This window comes from Herbaspirillum sp. meg3 (genome assembly GCF_002257565.1).
Classification (GTDB): Bacteria; Pseudomonadota; Gammaproteobacteria; order Burkholderiales; family Burkholderiaceae_D; genus Herbaspirillum.
The window spans coordinates 1427071-1452701 of sequence record NZ_CP022736.1; the positions used below are offsets into that span (position 1 = coordinate 1427071).

21 protein-coding genes are annotated in these 25631 nt (G+C 57.4%); 15 read left to right on the forward strand and 6 right to left on the reverse strand.

Going from position 1 to position 25631, the window contains the following annotated elements; translation table 11 throughout:
• Positions 1–5 precede the first annotated feature (5 nt).
• The 3 genes from hmeg3_RS06480 to hmeg3_RS06490 are packed head-to-tail and all read left to right on the forward strand — an operon-like array spanning position 6 to position 5935.
• Positions 6–1289, forward strand: coding sequence for an efflux RND transporter periplasmic adaptor subunit (locus hmeg3_RS06480; protein WP_094563017.1), 1284 nt, complete (start codon positions 6–8; stop codon positions 1287–1289).
• 9 nt (positions 1290–1298) lie between these two features.
• Positions 1299–4466: an efflux RND transporter permease subunit gene (locus hmeg3_RS06485; RefSeq protein ID WP_094563018.1), complete on the forward strand. Its 3168-nt coding sequence runs from the start codon at positions 1299–1301 to the stop codon at positions 4464–4466.
• Entirely contained in the window at positions 4466–5935 is a 1470-nt protein-coding gene (locus tag hmeg3_RS06490; RefSeq protein ID WP_094563019.1) for an efflux transporter outer membrane subunit, read from the forward strand. Before hmeg3_RS06485 ends, hmeg3_RS06490 begins: the two co-directional genes overlap by 1 nt.
• A gap of 26 nt (positions 5936–5961) precedes the next feature.
• On the opposite strand, the gene hmeg3_RS06495 is transcribed toward hmeg3_RS06490, so the two are convergent.
• Together hmeg3_RS06495 and hmeg3_RS06500 are read right to left on the reverse strand one after the other, a co-directional pair.
• Positions 5962–6861, reverse strand: a complete 900-nt coding sequence (locus hmeg3_RS06495) for an alpha/beta fold hydrolase (RefSeq protein ID WP_094563020.1) — start codon at positions 6859–6861, stop codon at positions 5962–5964.
• A gap of 81 nt (positions 6862–6942) precedes the next feature.
• A complete protein-coding gene (locus hmeg3_RS06500; RefSeq protein ID WP_369828860.1) occupies positions 6943–7563 on the reverse strand; it encodes a TetR/AcrR family transcriptional regulator in 621 nt (206 codons plus the stop codon).
• 187 nt (positions 7564–7750) lie between these two features.
• Between hmeg3_RS06500 and hmeg3_RS06505 the strand changes: the two genes are divergently transcribed.
• Positions 7751–8614, forward strand: coding sequence for a patatin-like phospholipase family protein (locus hmeg3_RS06505; RefSeq protein WP_198361851.1), 864 nt, complete (start codon positions 7751–7753; stop codon positions 8612–8614).
• A gap of 170 nt (positions 8615–8784) precedes the next feature.
• Here the strand turns inward: hmeg3_RS06505 and hmeg3_RS06510 are convergent, their stop codons facing one another.
• A complete protein-coding gene (locus hmeg3_RS06510; RefSeq protein ID WP_094563023.1) occupies positions 8785–9387 on the reverse strand; it encodes a C40 family peptidase in 603 nt (200 codons plus the stop codon).
• 231 nt (positions 9388–9618) lie between these two features.
• Here hmeg3_RS06510 and hmeg3_RS06515 point away from each other — a divergent pair, with 231 nt between their 5' ends.
• From hmeg3_RS06515 to greA, 4 genes are all read left to right on the forward strand, one after another.
• Entirely contained in the window at positions 9619–10026 is a 408-nt protein-coding gene (locus tag hmeg3_RS06515; RefSeq protein WP_094563024.1) for a heme-binding protein, read from the forward strand.
• A gap of 316 nt (positions 10027–10342) precedes the next feature.
• A complete protein-coding gene (gene carA, locus hmeg3_RS06520; protein WP_094563025.1) occupies positions 10343–11506 on the forward strand; it encodes a glutamine-hydrolyzing carbamoyl-phosphate synthase small subunit in 1164 nt (387 codons plus the stop codon).
• Positions 11499–14732, forward strand: a complete 3234-nt coding sequence (gene carB, locus hmeg3_RS06525) for a carbamoyl-phosphate synthase large subunit (RefSeq protein ID WP_094563026.1) — start codon at positions 11499–11501, stop codon at positions 14730–14732. Before carA ends, carB begins: the two co-directional genes overlap by 8 nt.
• A gap of 213 nt (positions 14733–14945) precedes the next feature.
• A complete protein-coding gene (gene greA, locus hmeg3_RS06530) occupies positions 14946–15428 on the forward strand; it encodes a transcription elongation factor GreA (protein ID WP_094563027.1) in 483 nt (160 codons plus the stop codon).
• 182 nt (positions 15429–15610) lie between these two features.
• Here the strand turns inward: greA and hmeg3_RS06535 are convergent, their stop codons facing one another.
• Complete coding sequence (locus tag hmeg3_RS06535; RefSeq protein WP_007880202.1) at positions 15611–16075, reverse strand: YhbY family RNA-binding protein; 465 nt, start codon at positions 16073–16075, stop codon at positions 15611–15613.
• A gap of 95 nt (positions 16076–16170) precedes the next feature.
• Between hmeg3_RS06535 and hmeg3_RS06540 the strand changes: the two genes are divergently transcribed.
• The 6 genes from hmeg3_RS06540 to hmeg3_RS06565 all read left to right on the forward strand — a co-directional run bounded on the left by hmeg3_RS06540 (position 16171) and on the right by hmeg3_RS06565 (position 22532).
• Entirely contained in the window at positions 16171–16815 is a 645-nt protein-coding gene (locus hmeg3_RS06540) for an RlmE family RNA methyltransferase (protein WP_094563028.1), read from the forward strand.
• A 281-nt stretch (positions 16816–17096) separates the two neighbouring features.
• Positions 17097–18980, forward strand: coding sequence for an ATP-dependent zinc metalloprotease FtsH (gene ftsH / locus hmeg3_RS06545; RefSeq protein WP_094563029.1), 1884 nt, complete (start codon positions 17097–17099; stop codon positions 18978–18980).
• A 171-nt stretch (positions 18981–19151) separates the two neighbouring features.
• Entirely contained in the window at positions 19152–20009 is an 858-nt protein-coding gene (folP, locus tag hmeg3_RS06550; protein ID WP_094563030.1) for a dihydropteroate synthase, read from the forward strand.
• Between the two features lie 44 nt (positions 20010–20053).
• The gene (gene glmM / locus hmeg3_RS06555) at positions 20054–21391 is read left to right on the forward strand and encodes a phosphoglucosamine mutase (protein ID WP_094563031.1); all 1338 of its coding nucleotides are present in this window, start codon (positions 20054–20056) and stop codon (positions 21389–21391) included.
• An 88-nt stretch (positions 21392–21479) separates the two neighbouring features.
• Positions 21480–22181, forward strand: a complete 702-nt coding sequence (locus hmeg3_RS06560) for a winged helix-turn-helix domain-containing protein (protein WP_094563032.1) — start codon at positions 21480–21482, stop codon at positions 22179–22181.
• A 138-nt stretch (positions 22182–22319) separates the two neighbouring features.
• Positions 22320–22532, forward strand: coding sequence for a hypothetical protein (locus hmeg3_RS06565; RefSeq protein ID WP_094563033.1), 213 nt, complete (start codon positions 22320–22322; stop codon positions 22530–22532).
• On the opposite strand, the gene hmeg3_RS06570 is transcribed toward hmeg3_RS06565, so the two are convergent.
• Both hmeg3_RS06570 and hmeg3_RS06575 read right to left on the reverse strand, forming a co-directional pair.
• Positions 22529–23818, reverse strand: a complete 1290-nt coding sequence (locus hmeg3_RS06570) for a cytochrome c (RefSeq protein WP_094563034.1) — start codon at positions 23816–23818, stop codon at positions 22529–22531. The genes hmeg3_RS06565 and hmeg3_RS06570 overlap by 4 nt on opposite strands.
• 10 nt (positions 23819–23828) lie before the next feature.
• Positions 23829–24602 (reverse strand): cytochrome C, encoded by a 774-nt coding sequence (locus hmeg3_RS06575; RefSeq protein WP_094566173.1) that lies wholly within the window; start codon positions 24600–24602, stop codon positions 23829–23831.
• A 195-nt stretch (positions 24603–24797) separates the two neighbouring features.
• Here hmeg3_RS06575 and hmeg3_RS06580 point away from each other — a divergent pair, with 195 nt between their 5' ends.
• On the forward strand, positions 24798–25376 hold the full coding sequence (locus hmeg3_RS06580; protein ID WP_232511907.1) for a sigma-70 family RNA polymerase sigma factor: 579 nt from the start codon (positions 24798–24800) through the stop codon (positions 25374–25376).
• The last annotated feature ends 255 nt before the right edge of the window (positions 25377–25631 follow it).

The following is a 25631-nucleotide window of genomic DNA, read 5'->3' on the forward strand; positions in this document are numbered from 1 at the left end:
CTCCGATGCATCCAGAAAACAAACAAATCGCTTTATCTGTACCACGCTCTCTATTCTTGCGCCCGCTGCGCCTGGCAGTCTGTGGCACAGCAATCATGCTGGCGCTGGCCGCTTGCTCCAAGACGGCCGACAAACCGATGGCCGGCACGCCAGAGGTTGGCTACATCGTGGTTCAACCGCAGCGTCAGGCCTTGTCCACCGAGTTGCCGGGCCGCACCACTGCTTATCTGACTGCGGATATCCGTCCGCAGATCGGCGGCATCATCCAGAAACGCCTGTTCAAGGAAGGGTCGACTGTCAAACAAGGCCAGGCCTTGTATCAGATCGATCCGGCAAGTTATCAGGCCGCCTATGACAGCGCCAAGGCATCGCTGCTGAAAGCCGAAGCGACGCTCAACTCATCGAAGTTGAAAGCGCAACGCTATGCCGAGCTGGATAAAATCGACGCCGTCAGCAAGCAGGACAACGACGATGTGCAGAGCACGCTGCGCCAGAATCAGGCCGACGTCGAAGTGCAGCGCGCCGCAGTCAAGAGCGCCGCCATCAATCTTGATTACACGCGCATCATGTCGCCGATTTCCGGCCGCATCGAAAAATCGACCGTGACGCCCGGCGCGCTGGTAGTGGCGCAGCAGACCACAGCGCTGACGACAGTGCAGCAGCTTGATCCTATTTATGTCGACGTCACGCAATCCAGCGTTGACCTGCTGCGTCTGCGCAAGGAGCTTGCCAGCGGCAAGATCAGGAAGAACGGAGAAAACGCGGCGCCAGTGAAGATCGTGCTGGAAGACGGCTCTACCTACGCGCAACAGGGCAAGCTGGAGTTCAACGGCGTCAGCGTCGATACCGGCACCGGCATGATTACCTTGCGTGCAGTCGTGCCCAATCCGGACGGCATTCTGTTGCCGGGTGCGTATGTGCGCGCCGTGCTGGAAGAAGGCGTCAGCGACAATGCCATGCTGGTGCCACAGAAGGCCGTCAGCCGCGACGCCACCGGCACGGCTACTGCGCTGGTGCTGGGCGAAGGCGGCAAGGTCGAGCAGCGCATCCTCACCGTGGAGCGCGCGATCGGCAACAACTGGTGGATCAGTGCAGGCCTCAAGGCAGGCGACAAGCTGATCGTCGACGGTTTGCAAAAGGTGCGCAACGGTGACGTGCCGCGCGGTATCGACATGAGCGATACGCTCAATGCGGCGAAGAGCGGTGCGGCAGCTTCTCCGGCTCCTGCAGCTCCAGTAGCAGCGACTCCTGCAGCAACGACTCCTGCCGCAGCCGCGGCAGCGAAGTAAGGGGCGCACATGGCACGTTTCTTTATTGACCGGCCCATCTTTGCGTGGGTCATCGCCATTGTGATCATGCTGGGCGGATTGCTGTCGATCAGCAATCTCTCGCTGGAGCAGTACCCAGATATCGCTCCGCCCAAAGTCAACATCAGCGCCACCTATACCGGCGCTTCCGCCAAGACGCTGGAAGACTCGGTCACGCAGGTGATCGAACAGCAGATGAAGGGCCTCGACAATCTGCAATACATGTCGGCCAGCTCCAGCTCTGCCGGTAGCGCCAAGGTCACGCTGACCTTTACTGCCGGCACCAATCCCGACGTCGCACAAATGCAGGTGCAGAACAAGCTGCAGCAAGTGACCGCGCGTCTGCCGCAAGCCGTGCAGAACAATGGCGTGACGGTCACCAAAGCATCCAGCGATATCCTGATGGTGATTTCGCTGACATCGGGCGATCCGCGTGTGAGCGCGACCGACATCGGCGATTTCATCAGCAGCACGCTGACGGATCAGATCAGCCGCGTGGAAGGCGTGGGCGATGTCAGCGCTTTCGGCACCAACTATGCGATGCGCATCTGGCTCGATCCGGCGAAGTTGCAGAAATATGCACTGATGCCGTCGGACATTACCGGCGCATTGGAAGCGCAGAACACCGAAGTCTCCGCCGGTGAAATCGGCGCCTTGCCGGCCGTGCCCGGCCAGCAGATCAATGCGACCATCACGGCGCGCAGCAAACTGACCACGCCGGACGAATTCCGCAACATTATCGTCAAGTCATCCAGCGATGGCTCGCTGGTGAAACTCTCTGATGTGGCGCGCGTGGAACTGGGTGGCGAGAGCTACCAGGTATCGTCGCAGCAAAATGGCAAGCCGTCGTCGGCGCTCGCTATTCAGCTGGCGACCGGCGCCAATGCGCTGGCGACTTCCAAAGCAGTCCAGGCCAAGATGGCTGAACTGGAGCCGTACTTTCCCGCGTCGATGAAGCTCAAGAGCAGCATCGCCTACGACACCACGCCGTTCGTGCGCGTGTCGCTGGAAGAAGTTGTGAAGACGCTGATTGAGGCGGTTGTGCTGGTGGTGCTGATCATGTATCTGTTCCTGCAAAACATCCGCGCCACCTTCATCCCGACGATCACCGTTCCTGTGGTGCTGCTGGGTACCTTCGGCGTGCTGGCGATCTTCGGCTATTCGATCAATACGCTCACCATGTTCGGCATGGTACTTGCCATCGGCCTGCTGGTGGATGACGCCATCGTGGTGGTAGAGAACGTCGAGCGTTTGATGAGCGAAGAGAAACTCAGTGCCAAGGAAGCCACGCGAAAATCGATGAAAGAAATTACCGGCGCACTGGTCGGCATCGCGCTGGTGTTGTCGGGCGTTTTCGTGCCGATGGCCTTCTTTGGCGGTTCGACCGGCGTGATTTATCGTCAGTTCTCGATCACCATCGTCGCGGCCATGAGCTTGTCGGTGGTGGTGGCGCTGACACTGACGCCAGCCTTGTGCGCGTCGCTGCTCAAGCCGCATGAACCGGGCACACATGGCGCCAAGCAAGGACGTTTCTTCACCTGGTTCAATCGTACCTTTGAGCGTAGCGCCGGACGTTATCGTTCCGGCGTCGGTGGTCTTCTCTCGCGCGGCAAGCGAGGCCTGCTGGCATATGCTCTGGTGGTGGTTGCAATGGGCGTGTTGTTTGCGCGCCTGCCGACTTCCTTCCTGCCGGAAGAAGATCAGGGTGTGTTGATGGCGCAGGTTCAACTGCCGACCGGGGCGACCATGGAGCAGACCAGCGCGGTCGTGGCAACCTTGCAAGACTACTTCCTTAACAAACCGGACGTGGTGGAGTCCGTGCTGGCGATCGTCGGCTCCGGCGTCGGCGGCAATAGCCAGAACGGTGCACGCGCCTTTATCAAACTCAAGGATTGGAGCGAGCGTACCGGTACCGGCAATTCAGCCGCCGAACTAGTGCGTCAGGCCAATGCCGATCTTGGCAAGATCCGCGGTGCACGCGTGTTCCTGATGAGTCCGCCCGCAGTGCGAGGTCTGGGACAGAGCGCCGGTTTCGATTTTGAGATCAAGGACGTGGGCGGTGTCGGTCATGACGCATTGGTCAAGGCGCGCGACCAGTTCCTGCAGCTGGCGCGGCAGAATCCGCGTCTGGCCAATGTACGCACGACCGGTCTGGACGATACGCCGCAGCTCAAGGTCAGCATCGATGATCGCAAGGCGGATGCCCTCAGTATTTCGACCAGCGACATCAACGCCACGATGGCGACGGCGATGGGCGGTACCTACGTGAATGACTTCCTCAACAACGGCCGCGTGAAGAAAGTGTATGTGCAGGGCGATGCGCAGTTCCGCATGCAGACCGAGGATCTGAACAAATGGTATGTACGCAATTCTGCCAGCCAGATGGTGCCGTTCACGGCGTTCACGACCAGCAAGTGGAGTTTCGGCCCGTCGCTGCTGGAGCGTTACAACGGCGTGTCGTCATTTGAAATCGTCGGCGAGCCGGCGGCGGGTGTGAGCTCGGGTGACGCCATGACGGAAGTACAGAACATAGCCGCGCAACTGCCGGCGGGCGTCGGCTACGAATGGACCGGTTCGTCCTATCAGGAGAGGCTTTCCGGCAACCAGGCGCCGATGCTGTATGCGATTTCCATTCTGTTCGTATTCTTGTGTCTGGCGGCACTGTATGAAAGCTGGTCGGTGCCGTTCGCGGTGATTCTGGCGGTGCCGCTGGGGATTATCGGGACGGTATTGCTCACGGGTGTGCTGGGCATGTCCAACGACGTGTACTTTCAGGTCGGTTTGCTGACCACGGTAGGCTTGTCGGCGAAGAACGCGATTCTGATTGTCGAATTTGCCAAGCAATTGCATGAATCCGGAAAGTCCCTGTGGGATGCCACATTGGAAGCGGTGCAGTTGCGTCTGCGTCCGATCCTGATGACGTCGCTGGCGTTCATGTTCGGTGTACTGCCGCTGGCGATTGCCAGTGGCGCGGGTTCCGCCAGCCGTCGCGCTATCGGTACCGGTGTGCTGGGTGGCATGCTGTCGGCGACGATACTGGGGATCTTCTTCGTGCCGTTGTTTTACTACCTGATCGGCACCTTGATGGACAAACGCAAAGCCAAGGCTGAAAAGAAGAGAAGCGCAGAGTCAACTATGGATGGAAAGGAAGGCGTGTGATGCGCATCAAGACGAATCAGAAGACCGCATCGCGGCAATCCATCCCATCTACCTTGGCGCGGACGTCGGTATTGCTGGCAGCGATGTTGCTGGGCGGTTGCGTCAATCTGGCGCCGCACTATCAGCAACCGGCAGCGCCGGTCGCCGGCAACTGGACGCAGACCGTGGATGGAAAAAATCTGGTCGGTGCACAAGGCAGCACAGTCAATGCCGACGACATCGGCTGGCGCAGCTTCTTTATCGACGAACGCTTGCGCGAGGTGATTGCGCTGGCGCTGCAAAACAATCGTGACTTGCGCGTTGCCGCACTCAATATCGAGAAGGCGCGCGCGCAGTACCGGATTACCGACGCCGATCGGTATCCGGCGGTCAGCGCTACGGGTACGGGCACCGCCAGCCGCACGCCGGCTGCGCTGTCAACGTCGGGCAATGCGACTACGTCACGGCAGTACAGCGCCACGCTGGGGGTGAGTGCCTACGAGCTGGATTTTTTCGGCAGGCTGAAAAATCTCAGCGACGCCGCATTGGAGACTTACAAGTATCAGGTCGAGACACGCCGCAGCACGCATATCAGTCTTGTCGCAGAAGTGGCGACGGCGTGGCTGACACTGGCGTCGGATCGTGAGCTGTTGCAGCTGGCGCAGGACACGTTCACGAGTCTGAATCGCACCTATGAACTGGGCAAGCGCACGCACGAGATCGGTACCGCTTCAGGGGTTGATCTGGCGAGTCAGGAAGCCAGTATGGAATCAGCGCGTGCCGACGTTGGCCGTTATACCAGCCTGGTAGCGCAAGACACCAACGCGTTGAATCTGCTGGTGGGCGCGACGCTTGAATCACGCCTTTTGCCGGATCGTCTGCCGGACACGGCTTCGACTTTATTGGGGACGCCGGCGGCACTGCCGTCGGAAGTATTGTTACGCCGTCCCGATGTCTTGGCGGCGGAGCACACATTGATCGGCGCACACGCCGACATCGGTGCGGCGCGTGCAGCATTCTTCCCGAGTATCAGCTTGACCGCAAGTGGCGGCACGGCCAGCCGCAGCCTGGGCGGCTTGTTCAATGCAGGTAGCGGATCGTGGAGTTTTTCACCGTCGATCAATCTGCCGATTTTCAATGCCGGCAGCAATCGGGCCAGCCTGGATGCGGCGAAGATCACGCGCGATATCGACGTGGCAACGTATGAGAAAACGATTCAAACCGCTTTCGAAGAAGTGGCGAATGCATTGGCCGAGCGCAGCACGCTGGACCAGCGTCTGGATGCACAACAAAAAGTCACTGCCGCCAACGAGAGGAGCTACAGGTTGTCGGATGCGCGCTATCGCAACGGCATCGACAGCTATCTTTCTGCGCTGGTGTCGCAGCGCTCCCTGTACAGCGCGCAGCAGACGCTGATTTCTTTGCGCCTGACTGAGCAGAGCAATCGCATCACCTTGTACAAGGTGCTGGGCGGCGGCTGGAACGAATAAGCCGCCGGCGAATCTTCGAAGCGACTTCAGGCACTGAAGAAACGCAGCAATTCATCGGCCACTGCTTCCTGCATTTCTTCCGGCATGTAGTGGCCGCAGTCTTTCAGGATGCCGCCGCGTACGTCGGTGGCGATTGTGCGCAAGGTGTTGAGCAGCATATCTTTTACGCCATGTTCAGCACCCATGGCGAGGATGGGCATGGATAGCGTTTGCTCGCCACGGCTGTGGCTTTGTGCGAGGCCTTCCGGGCTGAAGGCGACGCGGTAATACGACAAGGCTGCGCGCACGGCGCCGGGCGCGCTAAAGACACGCTCATATTCATCCAGATCGGCAGGCGTAATGGCCCAGCGATTGTCCGCCTTGGTGTGAAACAGATAACTGAGGAAGGCGCGCTCATGTCCCTGCAGCAAAATCTCCGGCAGATCATCGAGGCGATTGAAGGCGAAATGCCAGGTTCTGCTATTGGCTTCCGCCGAAGGAATTCCTGACGGTGCGGGCGGCGTGATGCCGGGTAGGGCGGCATCGAACAGGGCCAGCCTGCGGATGTCGTCGGGCCAGTCTGCGGCATAGGCGTGGCCGATCCAGGTGCCGATGTCATGCCCGGCTACATCGAGCGGGCCATGGGCGCGTAAGCCGAGCGCATCGGTAAAGGCATGCAGGTCGGCAGCGACAGTTTTCAGATCGTAGCCACTCGCCGGTTTGTCGGAATCTCCCATGCCGCGCGGATCGATGGCGATGACGCGACGTCCGCCGGCAGCCAGCAAAGGCATGACCAGACGCCAGGCGTACCAGCTTTGTGGCCAGCCGGGAATGAGCAGAACAGGTGCGCCGTTACCGCCTTCGACGTAATGCAGCCGCACGCCGTTGACATGGACGCTGCCGTGATGGAAGTCATTCCAGAATGTGGTGGGGGAGAATGCTTGCATGGCAAATCCTTAGGTACGAGTTGAGAGAGAGTGTGATTTCATTAAATAGGAAATAATCATTTCCTAAATTGGCAAAAATTTTTAATCGAGCACTTTCAGGGCACTGTCGATGAGATTGTTCATTTCCTTTTTGCTGCGGCCTGTTTTTCCGATCACGCGCATGCCTTGCAATACACAGAGCAGCAGCCGGGCTGTTGTTGCGGCCTCGACGTGGGTGGAAATGCTGCCGTCTTCTTGCCCCTGGCGTATGAAAAGGGTCAGACGTTTTTCGTGGATGTCGAGCGACTGTGCGACACGTCCGGCGATGTCAGGATCGGAGATGGACAGTTCGACGGCGCTGCTGACGATGAAGCAGCCGCGGCGTCCTTCGGCTTCATAGCTGGAAGAGGCGTAAAGCGCCAGCAAGGCGCGGACGCGTTCGCGTCCGGTGTTGGCGGGTTTCAACGCTTGTTGCAGGCGCTCGGTGCGCAAGGTGATGTAGCGCTCAAGCGCGGCGATGAAGACCGATCTTTTGTCGTTGAAGGCCTTGTAGATGCTGCCGGCGGTTAGCTCCAGAGCGGCGCTCAGGTCATTGATAGAGGTGCCGTAGTAGCCTTTTTCCGTAAAGACGATGATGGCTTTGTCCAGCGCTGCATCGATATCGAACTCGCGCGGGCGACCGCGGCTGCGCACCGCGATGGTCGGGATTTTAGCAGTCGTCAAGGAAGAGGCCATGTCGGCTATTATAGGAAATGATTGTTTCCAAATCAAGCGCCGGGATAGTGGAATGTTTAGGCTAAAATGGCTGCGCCCGTTCGGGCTGAGATTCTCTGCTCTCGAAAACATGTCAGTTTTACATCGCGTCGTCGCCGTACTGTCCCTTTCTCTTCTGGCTGCTTGCAACAGCCTCATGCCGTCCAAGTCTGCTGCTCCGGTCGAGACGTCTCCGGTGACGCCGGTTGCCGGACCGACCAAACTCCCGCAAAAACCGCGCATTGCGCTGGCGCTGGGTGGTGGTGCTGCGCGTGGGTTTGCGCATGTGGGCGTGATCAAGGCACTGGAGTCGCAAGGCATCGTGCCTGATATCGTCGTCGGGACCAGTGCCGGTAGCCTGGTCGGTGCTTTGTATGCGGCAGGCAATAACGGCTTTGCTTTGCAAAAGCTGGCGCTGGATATGGATGAGGCAACTATTTCCGATTGGTCGGTGCCGTTTTTCTCCAAGGTAAGCGGTGTGTTGAAGGGCGAGGGCGTGCAGACGTATGTGAATCGTTCCGTCAACAATCTGCCGATCGAGAAATTCAAGATTCCCTTCGGCGCGGTGGCGACGGATCTAAAGACTGGCCAGCCGATTCTGTTTCGTCGAGGCAACGCCGGCATTGCAGTGCGCGCGTCGTCTGCCGTGCCGGGTGTGTTCCAGTCGGTCAAGATCGGCGATCACTATTATGTAGACGGCGGATTGGTGGCGCCGGTGCCGGTACATTTTGCGCGCGAGATGGGCGCGGACTTCGTGATTGCAGTGAATATCTCAGCGCAACCGGAGGTGCAGGCGTCATCGAGCTCTGTTGATGTGATGCTGCAAACCTTCGCCATCATGGGGCAGAGTATTAATTACTATGAATTGAAGGATGCAGACATTGTTATCCAGCCGGGTTTGGGTGCAATGAAGGGCAGTGACTTTGCGGGACGCAATCTGGCGATCCTGGCAGGCGAGCAGGCGGCGATGAAAGTCATGCCGGAACTGAAGGCGAAGTTGAAAGCCAAGGGCGGAAACTGAGGCTGATTTCTGGGGGGGAATGTTTCTGCCGTATCAAGCAGCGCCAGATGTCAAGAATGCATGTTGAGTCGGCGTTGGCCGGTACTACTAATTAGATAGAAGATAGAAGGCGCCGGCGGAAGCGGAGTCACGACAACAGGATTCACAATCCTGGACTTCTGATGCAAGGCTTATTGCTGATCTTCTGCGGTGGCAGAGATGCGGCGTGCACCATTAAAGCGCTTTTTCCAGTAGGCGACATCCATGTCTTCGATGCGCACCTGGCCGCCTGCGGATGGCGAGTGGATGAATTTGCTGTCGCCCAGATAAATGCCGACATGCGAAAAGCCGCGGCGCAGGGTGTTGTAGAACACCAGGTCACCGGGACGCAGGTCGACTTTGTCGACCTTTTCGCCGACGCGGCTGATTTCAGCCGATGTGCGTGGCAAGTCAGTACCCAGCGCTTCCTTGAAAACATAACGCACCAGGCCGCTGCAATCCAGGCCGGTTTCCGGTGAAGTGCCGCCGTAACGATAGTTGATGCCGAGCATGCTTAATGCCTGGACAGCCAGTTCGGAAGCGCGGTTGGTGATGTCGTGCAGTTTGGCGAGAGCGATGGTCGCTTTGCCTGGGGGAAGAGGGTCTTGCTGAGATTGCTGAATCTGCGGGATTTGCTGGATAGGGAGCTCGATGCTCCAGGCGGTGCTGCAGAACCAGAAACCGGCAGCCAGCACGCATGCTTTTGCGAGGTGACGTCGATATCGGTTGGTTGTTGCGGCGCTGCGTGTTGTCATCAGGACATTTCCCTATCGGTATGACTGCTGGAATGTAAACAATTTCATCGGCAATGTCAAAAGGTTATTTCGCGTTTTCCTACAAAAATTGTAATAAAGTCAATGCCTTACACGCGTAGGACGATGCCCTCAGTTCGGGCGCGATGCGAGAGGTTTTGCATATTTTGTGCCAGCGGGGCATTCTCGCCTTACAATCAGCATTCTTTTTTACTTGAGACATTTGGGAGCATCATGCAAACGAAACCGTACCTGACCCTCGACGACCTGAAAAAAATCGCTGCCGGCGCTGAAGCTGAAGCCAAGGCGAATAACTGGGCAGTTGTCATCTCCATCGTCGACGATGGCGGTCATTTGCTGTGGTTGCAACGTCTGGACGGCGCTGCACCTGCTTCTTCGCATATCGCTCCGGCCAAGGCCAAGACCGCCGCGCTGGGTCGCCGCGAAACCAAGATTTATGAAGACATGATCAACAACGGCCGTGTCGCATTCCTGTGCGCACCTGAGCTCGATGGCCTGCTGGAAGGCGGCGTGCCTATCGTTGTCGACGGCCAATATGTCGGTGCAGTCGGCGTGTCGGGCGTGAAGTCGTCGGAAGATGTGCAAATCGCCAAGGCAGGTATTGCTGCTTTGGGTTTGTAATCGTCTGATCTGACGCTAATTAATTGATTTTTAGCTGGTTTTTGCTAACCGGCAAAGTCTTGAAATGCGCCTTCCGGCAATCTTAGGATTTGCTGGGGGGCGCATTTTGCGCTATAATAGAGCGGTTTAGCTAATTTAAATTCCGCCGTAGCGCATACCGAATCCTTCACCTCGTCCCAGCAGACCAAACAACCACCCCACGTGCTTCAAAACGGGGCGTTTGCGCCGGTCGCCGGTTGGGTACTGAGAATTGAGTGCTGATCCCAGCAACACGATCTGGTCAGGCCAGCGGCGGTAACAATCTCAGGAGTTACCCTTGCTGCCTCTTCTTTCTGGCCCTACCGTTCCGGCCATCCTCGCGCTAGCAGACGGGTCCGTTTTTCTTGGTGTTTCGATCGGCGCTGCCGGTAACACGACTGGTGAAGTCGTTTTCAACACCGCCATGACCGGCTACCAGGAAATTCTGACCGATCCCAGCTACAGCCGCCAGATCGTCACACTGACTTATCCGCATATCGGCAACACCGGCGTCAATGCCGAAGACGTTGAAGCATCGCAGATCCACGCTGCCGGCCTGATCATCAAAGATCTGCCGCGTCTGACCTCCAATTTCCGCACCAAGCAAACACTGACCGAATACCTGCAAGCCAGCAACATTGTGGCCATTGCCGATATTGATACGCGCAAGCTGACCCGAATCCTGCGCGAGAAGGGGGCTCAAAGCGGCGCCATCGTCGCCGGCGAAACGAATATCGAAGCGGCAACCGCCAAGGCGCTGGAACTGGCGCGCGGTTTCCCGGGACTGGCCGGCATGGACCTGGCCAAGGTCGTGTCGACCAAGCAAGCCTACAACTGGACCGAGACCGAGTGGAAACTGGGTCGCGGCTACGGTCAGCAAATTACACCGAAATTCCACGTGGTTGCGTTCGACTATGGCGTCAAGTACAACATCCTGCGCATGCTGGCTGAGCGCGGCTGTAAAGTCACCGTGCTGCCGGCGCAGGCAACTGCCGCCGAGGCGCTGGCCTTGAATCCAGACGGCATCTTCCTGTCGAATGGCCCCGGCGATCCGGAGCCATGCGATTACGCGATTGCTGCTTCCAAGGAACTGATCGAGCGTGGCATCCCGACTTTCGGCATCTGCCTCGGCCATCAGATCATGGCGCTGGCTTCCGGCGCCAAGACACTGAAGATGAAGTTCGGCCACCATGGCGCGAACCATCCGGTGCAGGATCTGGATAACAAGCAAGTGCTGATCACTTCGCAAAACCACGGTTTCGCCGTGGATGCCGCGACACTGCCGGCCAACTGCCGCGTCACGCACGTGTCGCTGTTTGATGGCTCGCTGCAAGGTTTTGCCCGTACCGATAAGCCTGCGTTCTGCTTCCAGGGCCACCCCGAAGCATCGCCCGGGCCGCATGACATCGCCCCCCTGTTCGATAAATTTGTGGCGATGATGGAGAAAAAGAAACATGCCTAAGCGTAACGACATTAAAAGCATCCTGATTATCGGCGCTGGTCCGATCATCATCGGTCAGGCCTGCGAATTCGACTATTCCGGTGCGCAAGCCTGTAAGGCACTGCGCGAAGAAGGCTACAAAGTCATCCTGGTCAACAGCAATCCTGCGACCATCATGACCGATCCTGAAATGGCGGACGTCACCTACATCGAGCCGATTACCTGGCAAGTTGTGGAACGCATCATCGCCAAGGAAAAGCCGGACGCGATCCTGCCGACCATGGGCGGCCAGACTGCGCTGAATTGCGCACTCGACCTGCACCGCAATGGCGTGCTCGAAAAATACGGTTGCGAACTGATCGGCGCCTCGCCGGAAGCCATCGACAAGGCCGAAGACCGCTCCAAGTTCAAGGACGCCATGACCAAGATCGGTCTGGGTTCTGCACGTTCGGGCGTGTCGCACACGCTGGAAGAATCGTGGGCGGTGCAGAAGGAACTGGGCTTCCCGGTCATTATCCGTCCGTCGTTCACCATGGGCGGCACCGGCGGCGGCATCGCCTACAACGCCGAAGAATTCGAAACCATCTGCAAGCGCGGCCTGGAAGCTTCGCCGACCACCGAGCTGTTGATTGAAGAATCGCTGATCGGCTGGAAAGAGTACGAGATGGAAGTCGTGCGCGACAAGGCCGACAACTGCATCATCGTCTGCTCGATCGAAAACCTGGATCCGATGGGCGTCCATACCGGCGACTCCATCACAGTCGCGCCGGCGCAAACGCTGACCGACAAGGAATACCAGATCATGCGTAACGCCTCGCTGGCGGTGCTGCGTGAAATCGGCGTCGACACCGGCGGCTCCAACGTGCAGTTCTCGGTCAATCCGGCCGACGGCCGCATGATCGTCATTGAAATGAATCCGCGCGTCTCGCGTTCGTCTGCACTGGCATCGAAAGCGACCGGTTTCCCGATCGCCAAGATCGCCGCCAAGCTGGCAGTCGGCTTCACGCTGGATGAGCTGCGTAACGAAATCACCGGCGGCGCGACTCCTGCATCGTTCGAGCCGTCGATCGACTACGTCGTCACCAAGATTCCGCGTTTTGCGTTCGAGAAATTCCCGCAAGCAGACAATCACCTGACCACGCAAATGAAGTCGGTCGGTGAAGTCATGGCGATCGGCCGCACCTTCCAGGAATCGTTCCAGAAAGCCTTGCGCGGCCTGGAAGTCGGCGTCGACGGCATGAACGAAAAGACCACCGACCACGAAACCATCAAGGAAGAACTGGGCGAGCCTGGTCCTGACCGTATCTGGTACGTGGGCGATGCGTTTGCGCAAGGTTTCACACTGGAAGAAGTGCATGGCCTCACGCACATCGATCCGTGGTTCCTGTCGCAAATCAAGGAAATCGTCGACATCGAACTGTGGCTGGAAAATGGCCAGACACTGGAAGGCCTGGATAAGGCGACCTTGTACAAGCTCAAGCAAAAGGGCTTCGCTGACCGTCGTCTGGCAAAGCTGCTGAAGGTTACCGACACCGCCGTGCGCGAGAAGCGCCATGCGCTGAACATCCGTCCGGTCTACAAGCGGGTTGATACTTGCGCGGGCGAGTTCTCGACCAACACGGCTTACATGTACTCGACGTATGAAGAAGAGTGCGAGTCGAAGCCGACCGACAAGAAGAAGATCATGGTGCTGGGCGGCGGTCCTAACCGCATCGGCCAGGGTATCGAATTCGACTATTGCTGCGTGCACGCTGCGCTGGCAATGCGCGAAGACGGTTACGAAACCATCATGGTCAACTGCAATCCGGAAACTGTTTCGACCGACTACGACACCTCCGACCGCCTGTATTTTGAATCGTTGACGCTGGAAGATGTGCTGGAAATCGTCGCGCTGGAAAAACCATACGGCGTGATCGTGCAGTACGGCGGTCAGACGCCGCTGAAGCTGGCGCTGGATCTGGAAGCCAATGGCGTGCCTATCGTCGGTACTTCGCCGGACATGATCGATGCTGCAGAAGACCGCGAGCGTTTCCAAAAGCTGCTGCACGACCTCGGTCTGCGCCAGCCGCCGAATCGCACCGCGCGTACCGAAGCCGACGCACTGCGTCTGGCGCAGGAAATCGGTTATCCGCTGGTGGTGCGTCCTTCCTACGTGCTGGGTGGCCGCGCGATGGAAATCGTCCACGAGCAACGCGACCTCGAGCGTTACATGCGTGAAGCCGTCAAGGTTTCGCATGACTCGCCGGTGTTGCTGGACCGCTTCCTGAACGATGCGATTGAAGTCGATGTCGACTGCTTGTCGGACGGTGAGCGCACCTTCATCGGCGGCGTGATGGAACACATTGAACAAGCCGGCGTGCACTCGGGCGACTCGGCTTGCTCGCTGCCGCCTTACTCGCTGGCGAAAGAAACCATCGAAGAACTGAAGCGTCAGACCGCACTGATGGCCAAGGGCCTGAACGTGGTCGGCCTGATGAACGTGCAGTTCGCAATCCAGCAAACTGAAGTCGACGGCAAGTTGCAAGACGTCGTCTTCGTGCTGGAAGTGAACCCACGCGCATCGCGTACCGTACCGTTCGTCTCTAAGGCAACCGGTTTGCAACTAGCGAAGATCGCTGCACGTTGCATGGTCGGTCAGTCGCTGGACAGCCAGGGCATCAAGAACGAAGTGATCCCGCCTTACTTCAGCGTCAAGGAAGCCGTGTTCCCGTTCGTGAAATTCCCGGGCGTCGACACCATTCTCGGACCTGAGATGAAGTCGACCGGTGAAGTCATGGGCGTGGGCAAGACTTTCGGCGAAGCCTTCGTCAAGTCGCAGCTGGGAGCAGGCGTCAAGCTGCCGACATCGGGCAAGGTATTCCTGAGCGTGAAAGGCAGTGACAAACCGCGCGCCGTGCAAGTGGCGAAGGATCTGGTCGGTCTCGGCTTCTCCATCGTTGCGACCAAGGGTACGGCTGCGGCCGTCAGCGCTGCGGGCATTCCTGTCACGACCGTGAACAAGGTGGTGGAAGGTCGTCCGCATATCGTCGACATGATCAAGAACAACGAAATCACACTCGTGGTCAACACAGTCGAAGAGAAGCGCACCGCGATTGCCGACTCCGGCGCGATCCGTACTTCGGCGCTGGCAGCGCGCGTGACAACGTTCACGACCATCGCCGGCGCAGAGGCTGCGGTTGAGGGCATGCGTCACCTGAATGCGCTGGATGTGTATGATTTACAAGGGCTGCATAAAGCTATACACTAAACCCACATACACGTTTTATTGCTAGTCACAGAGGGCATCTGAGTATTCGATGCCCTCTGTGTCTTTTTTAACGGCAAACTCTGTATTTGCCCGTCAGGGCTGTTGCAAAATTGATCTCGCACCGCATCATGTTTCACGCGCATTCAGTTTGATTTTGCAACAGCCTCCAGGGCAAGTCATACAAAAGTGCCTCATTTTTTTGTTGAGAGTTTTATGAGTACAGTTCCTATCACCAAGTATGGTGCAGAGCTTCTGAAGGAAGAGTTGCAGCGTCTGAAAACCAAAGAGCGTCCAGCGGTCATCAACGCGATTGCCGAAGCGCGCGCGCAAGGCGATCTGTCGGAAAACGCCGAATACGATGCCGCCAAGGAACGCCAGGCTTTCATCGAAGGCCGCATTGCCGATCTTGAAGGCAAGCTGGGTTCGTCGCTGGTCGTTGATCCGACGACATTGAGCGCAGGCGCGGATGGCCGCGTGGTGTTTGCTGCGACGGTCGATCTGGAAAACCTGGACAGCGGTGAAAAAGTCACCTATCAGATCGTCGGTATTGACGAAGCGGATATCAAGGAATCCAAGGTTTCCGTGACCTCGCCGATCGCACGTGCGATGATCGGCAAGAGCGCCGGCGACGTGGTTGCCGTTGAAGCGCCATCGGGCGTGCGTGAGTATGAAATTCTGGAAGTGCGCTACGTTTAAGTCGTAGCGTAAAGGCCGACGCAGGCGCTTTGGATGACAAGCTGTACATAATTTACGGCGCTGCGATGGTTAAAAAAATGCCCGCTGAAGCGGGCATTTTTTCTTGCTTGATTTGAATTCCAGTCAGGTGGTAACACTATTCTCCACGGTGCTCATTTTGGTAGGCGTTGTGGCTAACGGCATTAGCCCATGGATTTCTTTGCGCTTTTCTGACGAGGCTTGGCGCGTTTGATCGAGCCGCCCGCAGTAACGCGTTCGTTGCCCTTGAGCATGACCTTGGTGACCGATGGGCGCTTGGTGCCGCTGGCGCTAGGCTTGACGATGGTGACTTCGCGCATGCCCTTGCCGCGTGTTTCGCTGCGTTCTTTCGCGGCTTCCTTCTTGGGGCGGAAGATCACCAGCAGTTTGCCGATGTGTTGCACCGGCGCAGCCTTGAGTTGTTCGCAGATGGTGTCGTAGATGGCGACGCGCGCTTCGCGGTCATCGCCGAACACGCGAACCTTGATCAGGCCGTGGGCATTCAGGCTGGCATCGATTTCTTTGGTGACGCCGGCAGTCAGGCCGCCTTCGCCGATAATCACGACAGGGCTCAGGCCATGCGCTTCGGCACGCAGTTCACTGCGCTCTGCAGGAGTAAGTTTCAACATAGTTTGTTTCCGGTGGGCGAGCGGCTTGGTGCCTGAGGCCAGTTAAACCGGCCCGAACTCTGTCCCTCAATATTTAAAACCAGTATTCTACGCGAATGGCAAAGAACAAATTAAACAAAAACTGGCTGCATGATCACATTAACGACCCGTATGTGAAGCTTGCGCAGAAGGAAGGCTATCGCGCACGCGCGGCCTACAAGCTCAAGGAAATCGATGAGGATGAGAAGCTGATCAAGCCTGGTCAGGTGATCGTCGACCTTGGTTCCACTCCCGGCAGTTGGTCGCAATACGCCCGCAATAAGCTGGCCGGGCTGGAGGGAGGCGGTATTCGCGGCACCATCATTGGGCTGGACATGTTGCCGATGGATCCGATCGCCGATGTCCACTTCATTCAGGGTGACTTTCGCGAAGAAGACTCCTTGCGTCAACTGGAAGCCATCTTGGACGGACGCCAGGTCGATCTGGTGCTGTCCGACATGGCGCCGAACCTGTCCGGCGTGGCGATTGCCGATGCCGCACGGGTTGAGCATCTTATCGATCTGGCAATTGAATTTGCGCAGGCCCACATGAAACCGACCGGTTCGGTGTTGGTGAAATGCTTCAACGGTACCGGTTACAACGAGCTGGTGCACAAATTCCGGGCGGAATTTAAAACCGTCACATCGAAAAAGCCAAAAGCCAGCCGCGATAAATCGTCCGAAATTTTCCTTTTGGGCAAAATTTTGAAGAATCCTCATTAAATCGGCCGGTAATCTTGCATTTCGGCCATTTTTCTTCTTGATTTCACCGATTCCGGCCACACATCCACTGCTGGAACCTTACGATTTTTATTCCTCAGGGCGTTTTTTGCGGTGATTTGGGTGTGTTCTTGCCATCGGCCGCGATTCAAGTTTCTCCGCCGGTCTGCCGTAGTCTATTTACGTCAGCCAGGGATGGACGGTTTCCTAGTAAGCGCAGATGAATCCGAGTAAAATCGGATATATACAAGGTAATGAGGCGCGCTCGCGTCGGAGGAGTTCTAGTGAACAACATGTTTTCCAAAGCCGCCATCTGGGTGGTGATCGCCCTGGTGCTGTTTATGGTCTTTAAACAGTTCGATAGCCGTAGCCTGGCGTCGGGCGCTACACCGATCGCATACTCCGACTTCATCAGCGAAGTAAAAGCCGGTCACATCAAAGACGCTACTATTGAAGATCGCAGCATCGTTGCGACCACGCAAGACGGCAAGAAGGTCAAAACTGCCGCGACCTATCTGGACCGCGGCTTGGTCGGCGATCTGCTGAACAACGGCGTCAAGTTCGATGTCAAGCAACCGGAAGAGCAATCCTTCCTGTCGCAAGTCTTCATCTCCTGGTTCCCGATGCTGTTGTTGATCGGTGTCTGGGTGTTCTTCATGCGCCAGATGCAGGGCGGCGGCAAAGGCGGCGCGTTTTCCTTCGGCAAGTCGAAGGCGCGCATGCTTGACGAGAACAGCAATTCCGTCACTTTCGCCGACGTTGCAGGTTGCGATGAAGCTAAAGAAGAAGTGCAGGAGCTGGTCGAGTTCCTGCGCGATCCAACCAAATTCCAGAAACTCGGCGGCCGTATTCCTCACGGCGTGCTGATGGTTGGTCCTCCAGGTACTGGTAAGACATTGCTGGCGCGTGCGATTGCAGGCGAAGCGAAGGTTCCCTTCTTCACCATTTCCGGTTCCGATTTCGTTGAAATGTTCGTCGGCGTGGGCGCATCGCGCGTGCGCGACATGTTCGAAAACGCCAAGAAGCACGCACCGTGCATCATCTTCATCGACGAAATCGACGCAGTCGGTCGCCATCGCGGCGCCGGCATGGGCGGTGGTAACGATGAGCGTGAACAAACGCTCAACCAGATGCTGGTCGAGATGGATGGTTTTGAAGCCAACTCCGGCGTTATCGTGATTGCTGCAACCAACCGTGCTGACGTGTTGGACAAAGCGCTGCTGCGTCCGGGTCGTTTCGACCGCCAGGTGATGGTCGGCTTGCCGGATATCCGCGGTCGCGAACAAATTCTGTATGTCCACATGCGTAAGGTGCCTATCGCTCCTGACGTCAAGGCCGATATCCTGGCACGCGGTACGCCTGGTTTCTCGGGCGCCGATCTGGCCAACCTGGTCAACGAAGCAGCATTGTTCGCCGCACGTCGCAGCAAGCGTCTGGTTGAAATGCAGGACTTCGAAGATGCCAAGGACAAGATCGTCATGGGGCCGGAACGCAAGTCCGCCGTGATGCGCGAAGAAGAGCGCCGCAATACTGCGTTCCATGAGTCGGGTCACGCTGTTGTCGCCAAACTGTTGCCGAAGGCTGATCCGGTTCACAAAGTCACCATCATGCCGCGCGGCTATGCGCTGGGTTTGACATGGCAGTTGCCTGAGCATGATCGCGTCAACATGTACAAGGACAAGATGCTTGAAGAGATCGCCATCCTGTTCGGTGGCCGTATCGCAGAAGAAATTTTCATGCATCAGATGTCGACTGGCGCGTCCAATGACTTTGAACGCGCAACCAAGCTGGCACGTGCAATGGTGACTCGCTACGGCATGTCCGAAGCGCTCGGCACCATGGTCTACGAAGATACCGAGCAAGACGCCTACTTCGGTCGTATGTCGTCAAAGACCGTGTCCGAAGCGACACAGCAAAAGGTCGATGCCGAAATCCGCAGCATCCTCGATACGCAATATGCATTGTCGCGTCGTCTGCTGGAAGAAAACCGCGACAAGGTCGAAGTCATGGCGCAAAAGCTGCTTGATTGGGAAACCATCGATGCCGATCAGATCAACGACATCATGGCAGGCAACGAGCCGCGTCCACCGAAGTACGGTGTACCGGTCAAGAAGTCTTCCGACAATACGCCAGGCGACATTTCGCCGACCGCGACTGCTCCCGCCTGATAGCGGGACTGGAAGCGAAGCTGGTCTCAGGGTGAGGAGTAATCCTCGCCCTTTTTCTTTGGGTAAGGGCTCTTGCAAGGTTTGCGGAGTCTTTTGCATGTAGGGATGGATTAAGCCCATGGTCGCCTACCGTGCTGAATGCACCCGGAGTCAGAACATCGAAGTAACCGAATGAGCCAACAATATCTACAATGCGGGCGTTATCGCCTCCCTGTTACACCGGGCCGCAGGCCGCTGGTAATGGGTATCCTCAACGTCACTCCCGATTCGTTTTCTGACGGCGGCAATTATCATGCGCTGGAGTTCGCCATTTCTCGCGCCGAGCAGATGATTGCCGACGGCGTCGATATCATCGACATCGGTGGTGAGTCGACCCGGCCCGGTATTCCGCCGGTTCCTCTGGATGAAGAACTCAAGCGCGTGATGCCTTTGATTTACGCCTTGCGCGATTGTGGCAAGCCTCTGTCGATTGATACCTACAAGCCAGAAGTCATGCGCGAGGCGCTGATCGCCGACGCCGACATGATCAACGACATCAATGGTTTTCGGGCGCCCGGCGCCATCGATGCGGTGAAAGACAGTACCGCCGGCCTTTGCATCATGCATATGCAGGGTGAGCCGCAAACCATGCAGCAGAAGCCGGCATATCACGATGTGGTCGGAGAAGTGACCGCATTTCTGCAAGCCCGTGTCGACGCTTTCAAAGCCGCCGGCGTTGACCATGATCGTTTGTGCATCGACCCAGGTTTTGGCTTCGGCAAGAGTGTCGAGCATAACTATGCTTTGCTGAGAAATACCCAAAAGCTGATCCAAACCTTGGGCCTGCCCTTACTGGCTGGGATGTCGCGCAAATCCATGATCGGTGCAATTACCGGTAAGCCATTGGATCAGCGTCTGGCCGGCAGTATCGGTGCGGCCTTGGCAGCAGCAGCGCAAGGTGCGATGATTATCCGTGTACACGATGTCGCGGAGACTGTCGATGCGCTCAATGTCTGGCATGCAGGTATCACGGATGCCACTGCTATCTGATAATTATTTATAAAAAAGACTCTTCAAGAGGAAATACAGGAATCATGGCTGGAAAATATTTTGGTACCGATGGTGTGCGTGGACGTGTCGGCGTCGCGCCAATTACTCCCGATTTCGTCATGCGTCTTGGTTACGCTGCAGGAAAAGTGCTGACCAAATCATGGGCATCGTCGACCAAGCCGACAGTACTGATCGGCAAGGACACCCGTATTTCCGGTTATATGCTGGAGGCTGCGCTGGAGGCAGGCTTTGCGGCGGCAGGCGTTGATGTGATGCTAGCCGGACCGATGCCGACACCGGCGATCGCTTACCTTACGCGTGCGTTGCGGCTGTCGGCGGGCGTGGTGATTTCGGCTTCCCATAATCCGTATCACGACAATGGCATCAAGTTCTTCTCGGCTTCCGGTAACAAACTGCCGGACGCGGTTGAGGCAGAAATCGAAGCCGCGCTGGATACACCCATGAGCTGCGTATCGTCTGAAAAGCTGGGTAAGGCTAAACGCCTCGACGACGCACAAGGCCGCTATATCGAATTTTGCAAAGGGACCTTTCCAAACGATCTCGACCTGCACGGCATGCGCATCGTCGTCGATTGTGCCCATGGTGCCGCCTACAACATCGCGCCGCATGTCTTCCACGAACTGGGCGCTGAAGTCATCAACATAGGCAACCAGCCCAACGGGTTGAACATCAATGAAGGTTTTGGCGCCACCGCCCCGGAAGCCTTGTCCAAGTCGGTGCGCGCCAATCACGCGCACGTCGGCATTGCACTTGACGGTGACGCTGATCGTCTGGTGATGGTGGATGCCACCGGCCGCATTTATAACGGCGACGAGCTGTTGTATGTGATGGTCAAGGACCGTCTGGCTAGCGGTCCGGTGCCGGGGGCCGTTGGTACCCTGATGACCAACATGGCGCTGGAAGTCGCATTCAAGAAAATGGGTATCGGTTTCGCGCGCGCCAAGGTCGGGGATCGCTATGTTCTGGAAACTCTGCAGGAACGTGGCTGGCTGCTCGGCGGTGAAGGCTCCGGCCATTTGCTGTGCCTCGACAAGCACACCACCGGAGACGGCATTGTTTCGGCGCTGCAGGTCATGTCGGCGCTCAAACGCTCCGGACAAAGCCTGGCCGAGATGACAGCAGACATCCGTATGTATCCGCAAGTACTGATCAATGTGAAGATTCCTGCGGGCTTCGACTGGAAGACCAATCCTGGCATGCAAGCCGAAAAAGATGCGGTCGAGAAGGCGCTCGGCGACACTGGCCGCGTCCTGATTCGTCCATCCGGCACCGAACCGCTGATCCGCGTCATGGTTGAGGCGCAGCAGGCTGACACGGCGCAGGCGATGGCGCAGCGGATTGCTGATAAAGTAGCGGCCTGAATAGGCGGGTAGAAGAGCGCGGGGCAGGGCGGCGGCGAACCACTGCCCTGAGTACATCGCCAACCATCACAAGTCAACATTGCAGCGCATGTCAAAAGATCAGCCACATATCTTATTAGTCGAAGACGAGCCGAGTATCGCGGAGCTACTGCGCTTCACCATGCAAGGTGCAGGCTTTGCCACCAGCATCGCCAGTGATGCGGCAGAAGCCCGCAAGCTCATCGCGACCGCCTTGCCGCAATTGGTTCTGTTGGACTGGATGCTGCCTGATACGTCGGGGTTGGCGTTGCTGGGCGAGTGGCGCAGAGATGCGCGTACCGCCGGTTTACCGGTCATCATGCTGACCGCAAAGGGCATGGAAGAAGATAAGGTCAAAGGTCTGAACGAAGGGGCCGATGATTACGTCACCAAACCGTTTTCACCGAAAGAACTGGTGGCGCGGGTACAGGCACTGCTGCGTCGCAAAGTACCGGAAGTTGGTCATCAGAGTTTGTCCTATGGCTTGCTCGGCATTGATACCGAACGTCATCGCGTTACGGTCGACAAGGACGAGATCGAACTGGATCAGGCGGAATTCAAGCTGCTGCGCTACCTGGTCGCGCATCCGGAACGCATTTTTTCACGTGCCCAGTTGCTGGACAAAGTCTGGGGTGATCACACCTTCATCGAAGAGCGCACCGTCGACGTACACATCATGCGTCTGCGCAAATCCCTGGGGGCCGCCGCCGACTATGTGAAGACGGTACGCGGCATGGGCTACAAGCTCAGCATGGAAGCGAAGAGCGCTTGATTCCGAACTTGATGGTTCCATGCTGATTCACCGCCCATTGATGTTCGACCCGCGTACGTCGCAGTAAGACCTCACAGTTTGATGGTCCCGCCAATCAGCCGAATGCCGTAACCGACGTTCCTCTCCCAAGCGCGTTCTTTGCTCAACCAAGCATCAACCAAGCATCAACCAAGCATCAACCAAGCATCAACCAAGCATCAACCAAGCATCAACCAAGCATCAACCAAGCATCAACCAAGCATCAACCAAGCATCAACCAAGCATCAACCAAGCATCAACCAAGCATCAACCAAGCTTCAACCAAGCATCAACCAAGCATCAACCAACCATCAACCGGGCTGCAAGCATTAATCCAGCGGAATCGATCGATAGCGATTCACCTCTTGCGGCGAGACAAAACCGGCGCGATTTTCCCAGCTATTCCTGATATACGACACGACCGCCGCGACTTCCTGGTCGTTCAGAGCCTGTCCGAAAGGTGGCATGCCGTAGGGGCGGGGATTGCCTTCGGTTGACGGCGGGAAGCCACCATTGAGCACCATGCGAATCGGATTGACTGCAGATCCCATCGTCAGCGAACGGTTGCCGCTCATCGGCGGGTAAGCCGGTGCGATGCCCTGGCCATTGGCTTGGTGGCACTCGGCGCATTGCTGCTCATAGATCTTACTGCCGGCTTGCAGAATACGATCGGCCGTTGCCTTGTCCGGCTGCGCCGTGTCGAGCGCCGGCGGAGGATCGTTCTGCGGCAAGGATTTCAGATAGACCGCCATGGCCAGGACGTCGCCGTCGCTCAGATGTTGCAAACTCTGGCTGACGACTTCCGCCATGGGGCCGAATACCGTGCTGCGCGGCGAGACCCCGGTTTTCAATAGCGCTGTGATGTGAGCCATTTCCCATTTTCCGAGCCCGGCTTCAGCGTCTGAGGTCAGCGACGGCGCATACCAGTTCATGATCGGAATGAGGCCGCCGGCCAGATCGGACTTATCCACGGTTGCGCCGAATGCGTTGCGTGTCGTATGGCAGGCGCTGCAATGACCCAATCCCTGAACCAGATAAGCGCCGCGATTCCACTCGACCGATTGTTTGCTTTCCGGTGCGTAGGAACCCGGTGTGAAGTACAGCGCGCGCCACCCGGCCAGGAGAATACGGTAGTTGTAGGGAAAGCGCAGTGCGTGTTCCTGATTGACCTGATGCACCGGCTTAACGGTTTGCAGATACGAGAACAAGGCATCGGCGTCTTCGCGCGTCACCTTGGTGTAGTTCGGATACGGGAAGGCCGGGTAAAGGAAGCTGCCGTCCTTCGATTTGCCGTGATGCAGTGCGCGCCAGAAATCTTTTGCGCTCCAGCTGCCCAGGCCGGTCTCCTTGTCGGCGGTGATATTGGGGGCGTACAGCGTCCCGAACGGTGTCGGTATGGCGCGGCCACCGGCATAGGGCTGCCCACCGCGTGCCGTATGACAGGCCATGCAGTCACCGGCGCGGGCCAGGTAGGCGCCGCGGATGACTTGCCCTTCGGGATTCATCGGGGCGGCCGATTGTGCCGGTGCATCGTTGTCATGATCAACAAATTGCATGCCGACCATGACGGCGGGGACGGCGATGATCAGCAAGAAGAGGGCCGGCAAGATGCGTTTCATGAGCTGCCCCTTATTCAGTGACGCTGCCGCAAGCCAGCGGCAGTTTGACGGTTGTGGCAGGGGCCGGTACTGCGCCTTCCGGGACGGTTTGGGCGGCGAGCCAGCTGCTGGCCGCGTTGATATCTTCCAGTGTCAGTTTTTGCGTGATCTGTGCCATGCAGTCAGGCGCTTTCGCTTTGCGTACGCCGTTTCGCCACGCACCGAACTGCGAATTGATATAGTCGCGCGGCAAACCGATCAGGCCTGGAACGGCAGGTGCTACGCCGGTCAACGCTTGTCCATGACAGGCGATGCAGGCCGGCACTTTCTTGCTGCTGTCGCCATTCATGACCAGATTACGGCCGCGCTCCAGTACTGCCGGCGTGGCGTCACTCGGCTGCGGGGCGGGGTAGGGCGGATGTTGCTCAGAGAAGTAGTTGGCGATTTCATGCAGATAGGCGTCGGAAAGATGATCCAACAGATAAGTCATCAGCGGATACTGCCGGTGGCCATCGCGGAAGTTGGTGAGCTGATTGAATAGATAGCCTTCCGGCTTACCGGCGATGCGGGGATAAAAGCCGTCGCTGGAGGCGCGTCCTTCTTTTCCATGGCACGCGGTACAGGCGACGACACGCTGGGCAATCGTATCCGGCAAGGTTTGCCGGGCCGAGGTGGAAGTCGAGACGGAGCTTGAACTTTGCGCGTGAGCCGACGGTAACATGGCTGTCATCAGCCCAGCACATAATGCCAGGGAACGCGCCACATACAGCGTCGGAAATGCGCGTCGTACGCTGCGTGCGAACATCGGGAAAGATATAAGGCTGGCCATATAAATAATCGTTGTAAGTTATATGCGGCGAGCTGATCGGAGAATTGATCGCAATGTTTGCATTGTATAAGAGCCGGCGTTTATCATGCCCGCACACCAGCAACATGAAAATCCAAGTACAGTAGCGTTTTTGCAGTGTATGTTGCCGTACAGATCAATTTCAGAAGACAGATGAATCCCATGGCCGACAAGTCGTTTGAACAGTCAGTGATTGCCGAGCGTAGCATGCTGGTCAAGTTTGCACGCTTGCATCTGCAGGAAGATGCTGCCGAGGATGTCGCGCAGGAAACCTTGTTGGCAGCTTTGCAAAACGCCGCGGGTTTTTCCGGCAAGTCGTCGTTGCGTACCTGGCTGGTCGGTATTCTCAAGCACAAGATCGTCGACCTGATTCGCAAGGAAAAGAAGTACGTCCAGATCACGCAAGAGGAAACCGGCGATCCGACCGACTTCGACGTACTTTTTGACGACACCGGGCATTGGGCCGAAGCGCCCGCCGATTGGGGTAATCCGGCGGAAACCCTGCAGCAGTCGCAGTTCTTCGACATCATGGATTTTTGCCTGAACAAGCTTACGCCGGTGATGGCGCGTGTGTTTTCCATGCGTGAACTGTTCGAGTTCGAGATTGCCGAGATCTGCAAGGAGCTCAAGATCACTGCCAGCAATTGCAGCGTGCTGCTCTATCGCGCCCGCATGCAACTGCGCTTGTGCCTGGATCAGAATTGGTTCGACGGTCGCACAAGCCGCGCTTGATCCGACTGCGCGCCTTTCCATACCCGCCCACACCCGCTACAATAGCGCCCACGCCCCCGTAGCTCAGTGGATAGAGCGATCCCCTCCTAAATACAATTGGGCACCGGCATCCGAAAGGCGCCGTGTGAATGGAGTCAAATTCGGTGAACCCTGACAGCGCTTGCAGTGCTTATGCTGCAAACGGCTGCTGGCAATACCGAGCCAAGCCGCACCGGGTTGTTATCGTGCGGAAGGTGTAGAGACTAGACGGCTCCG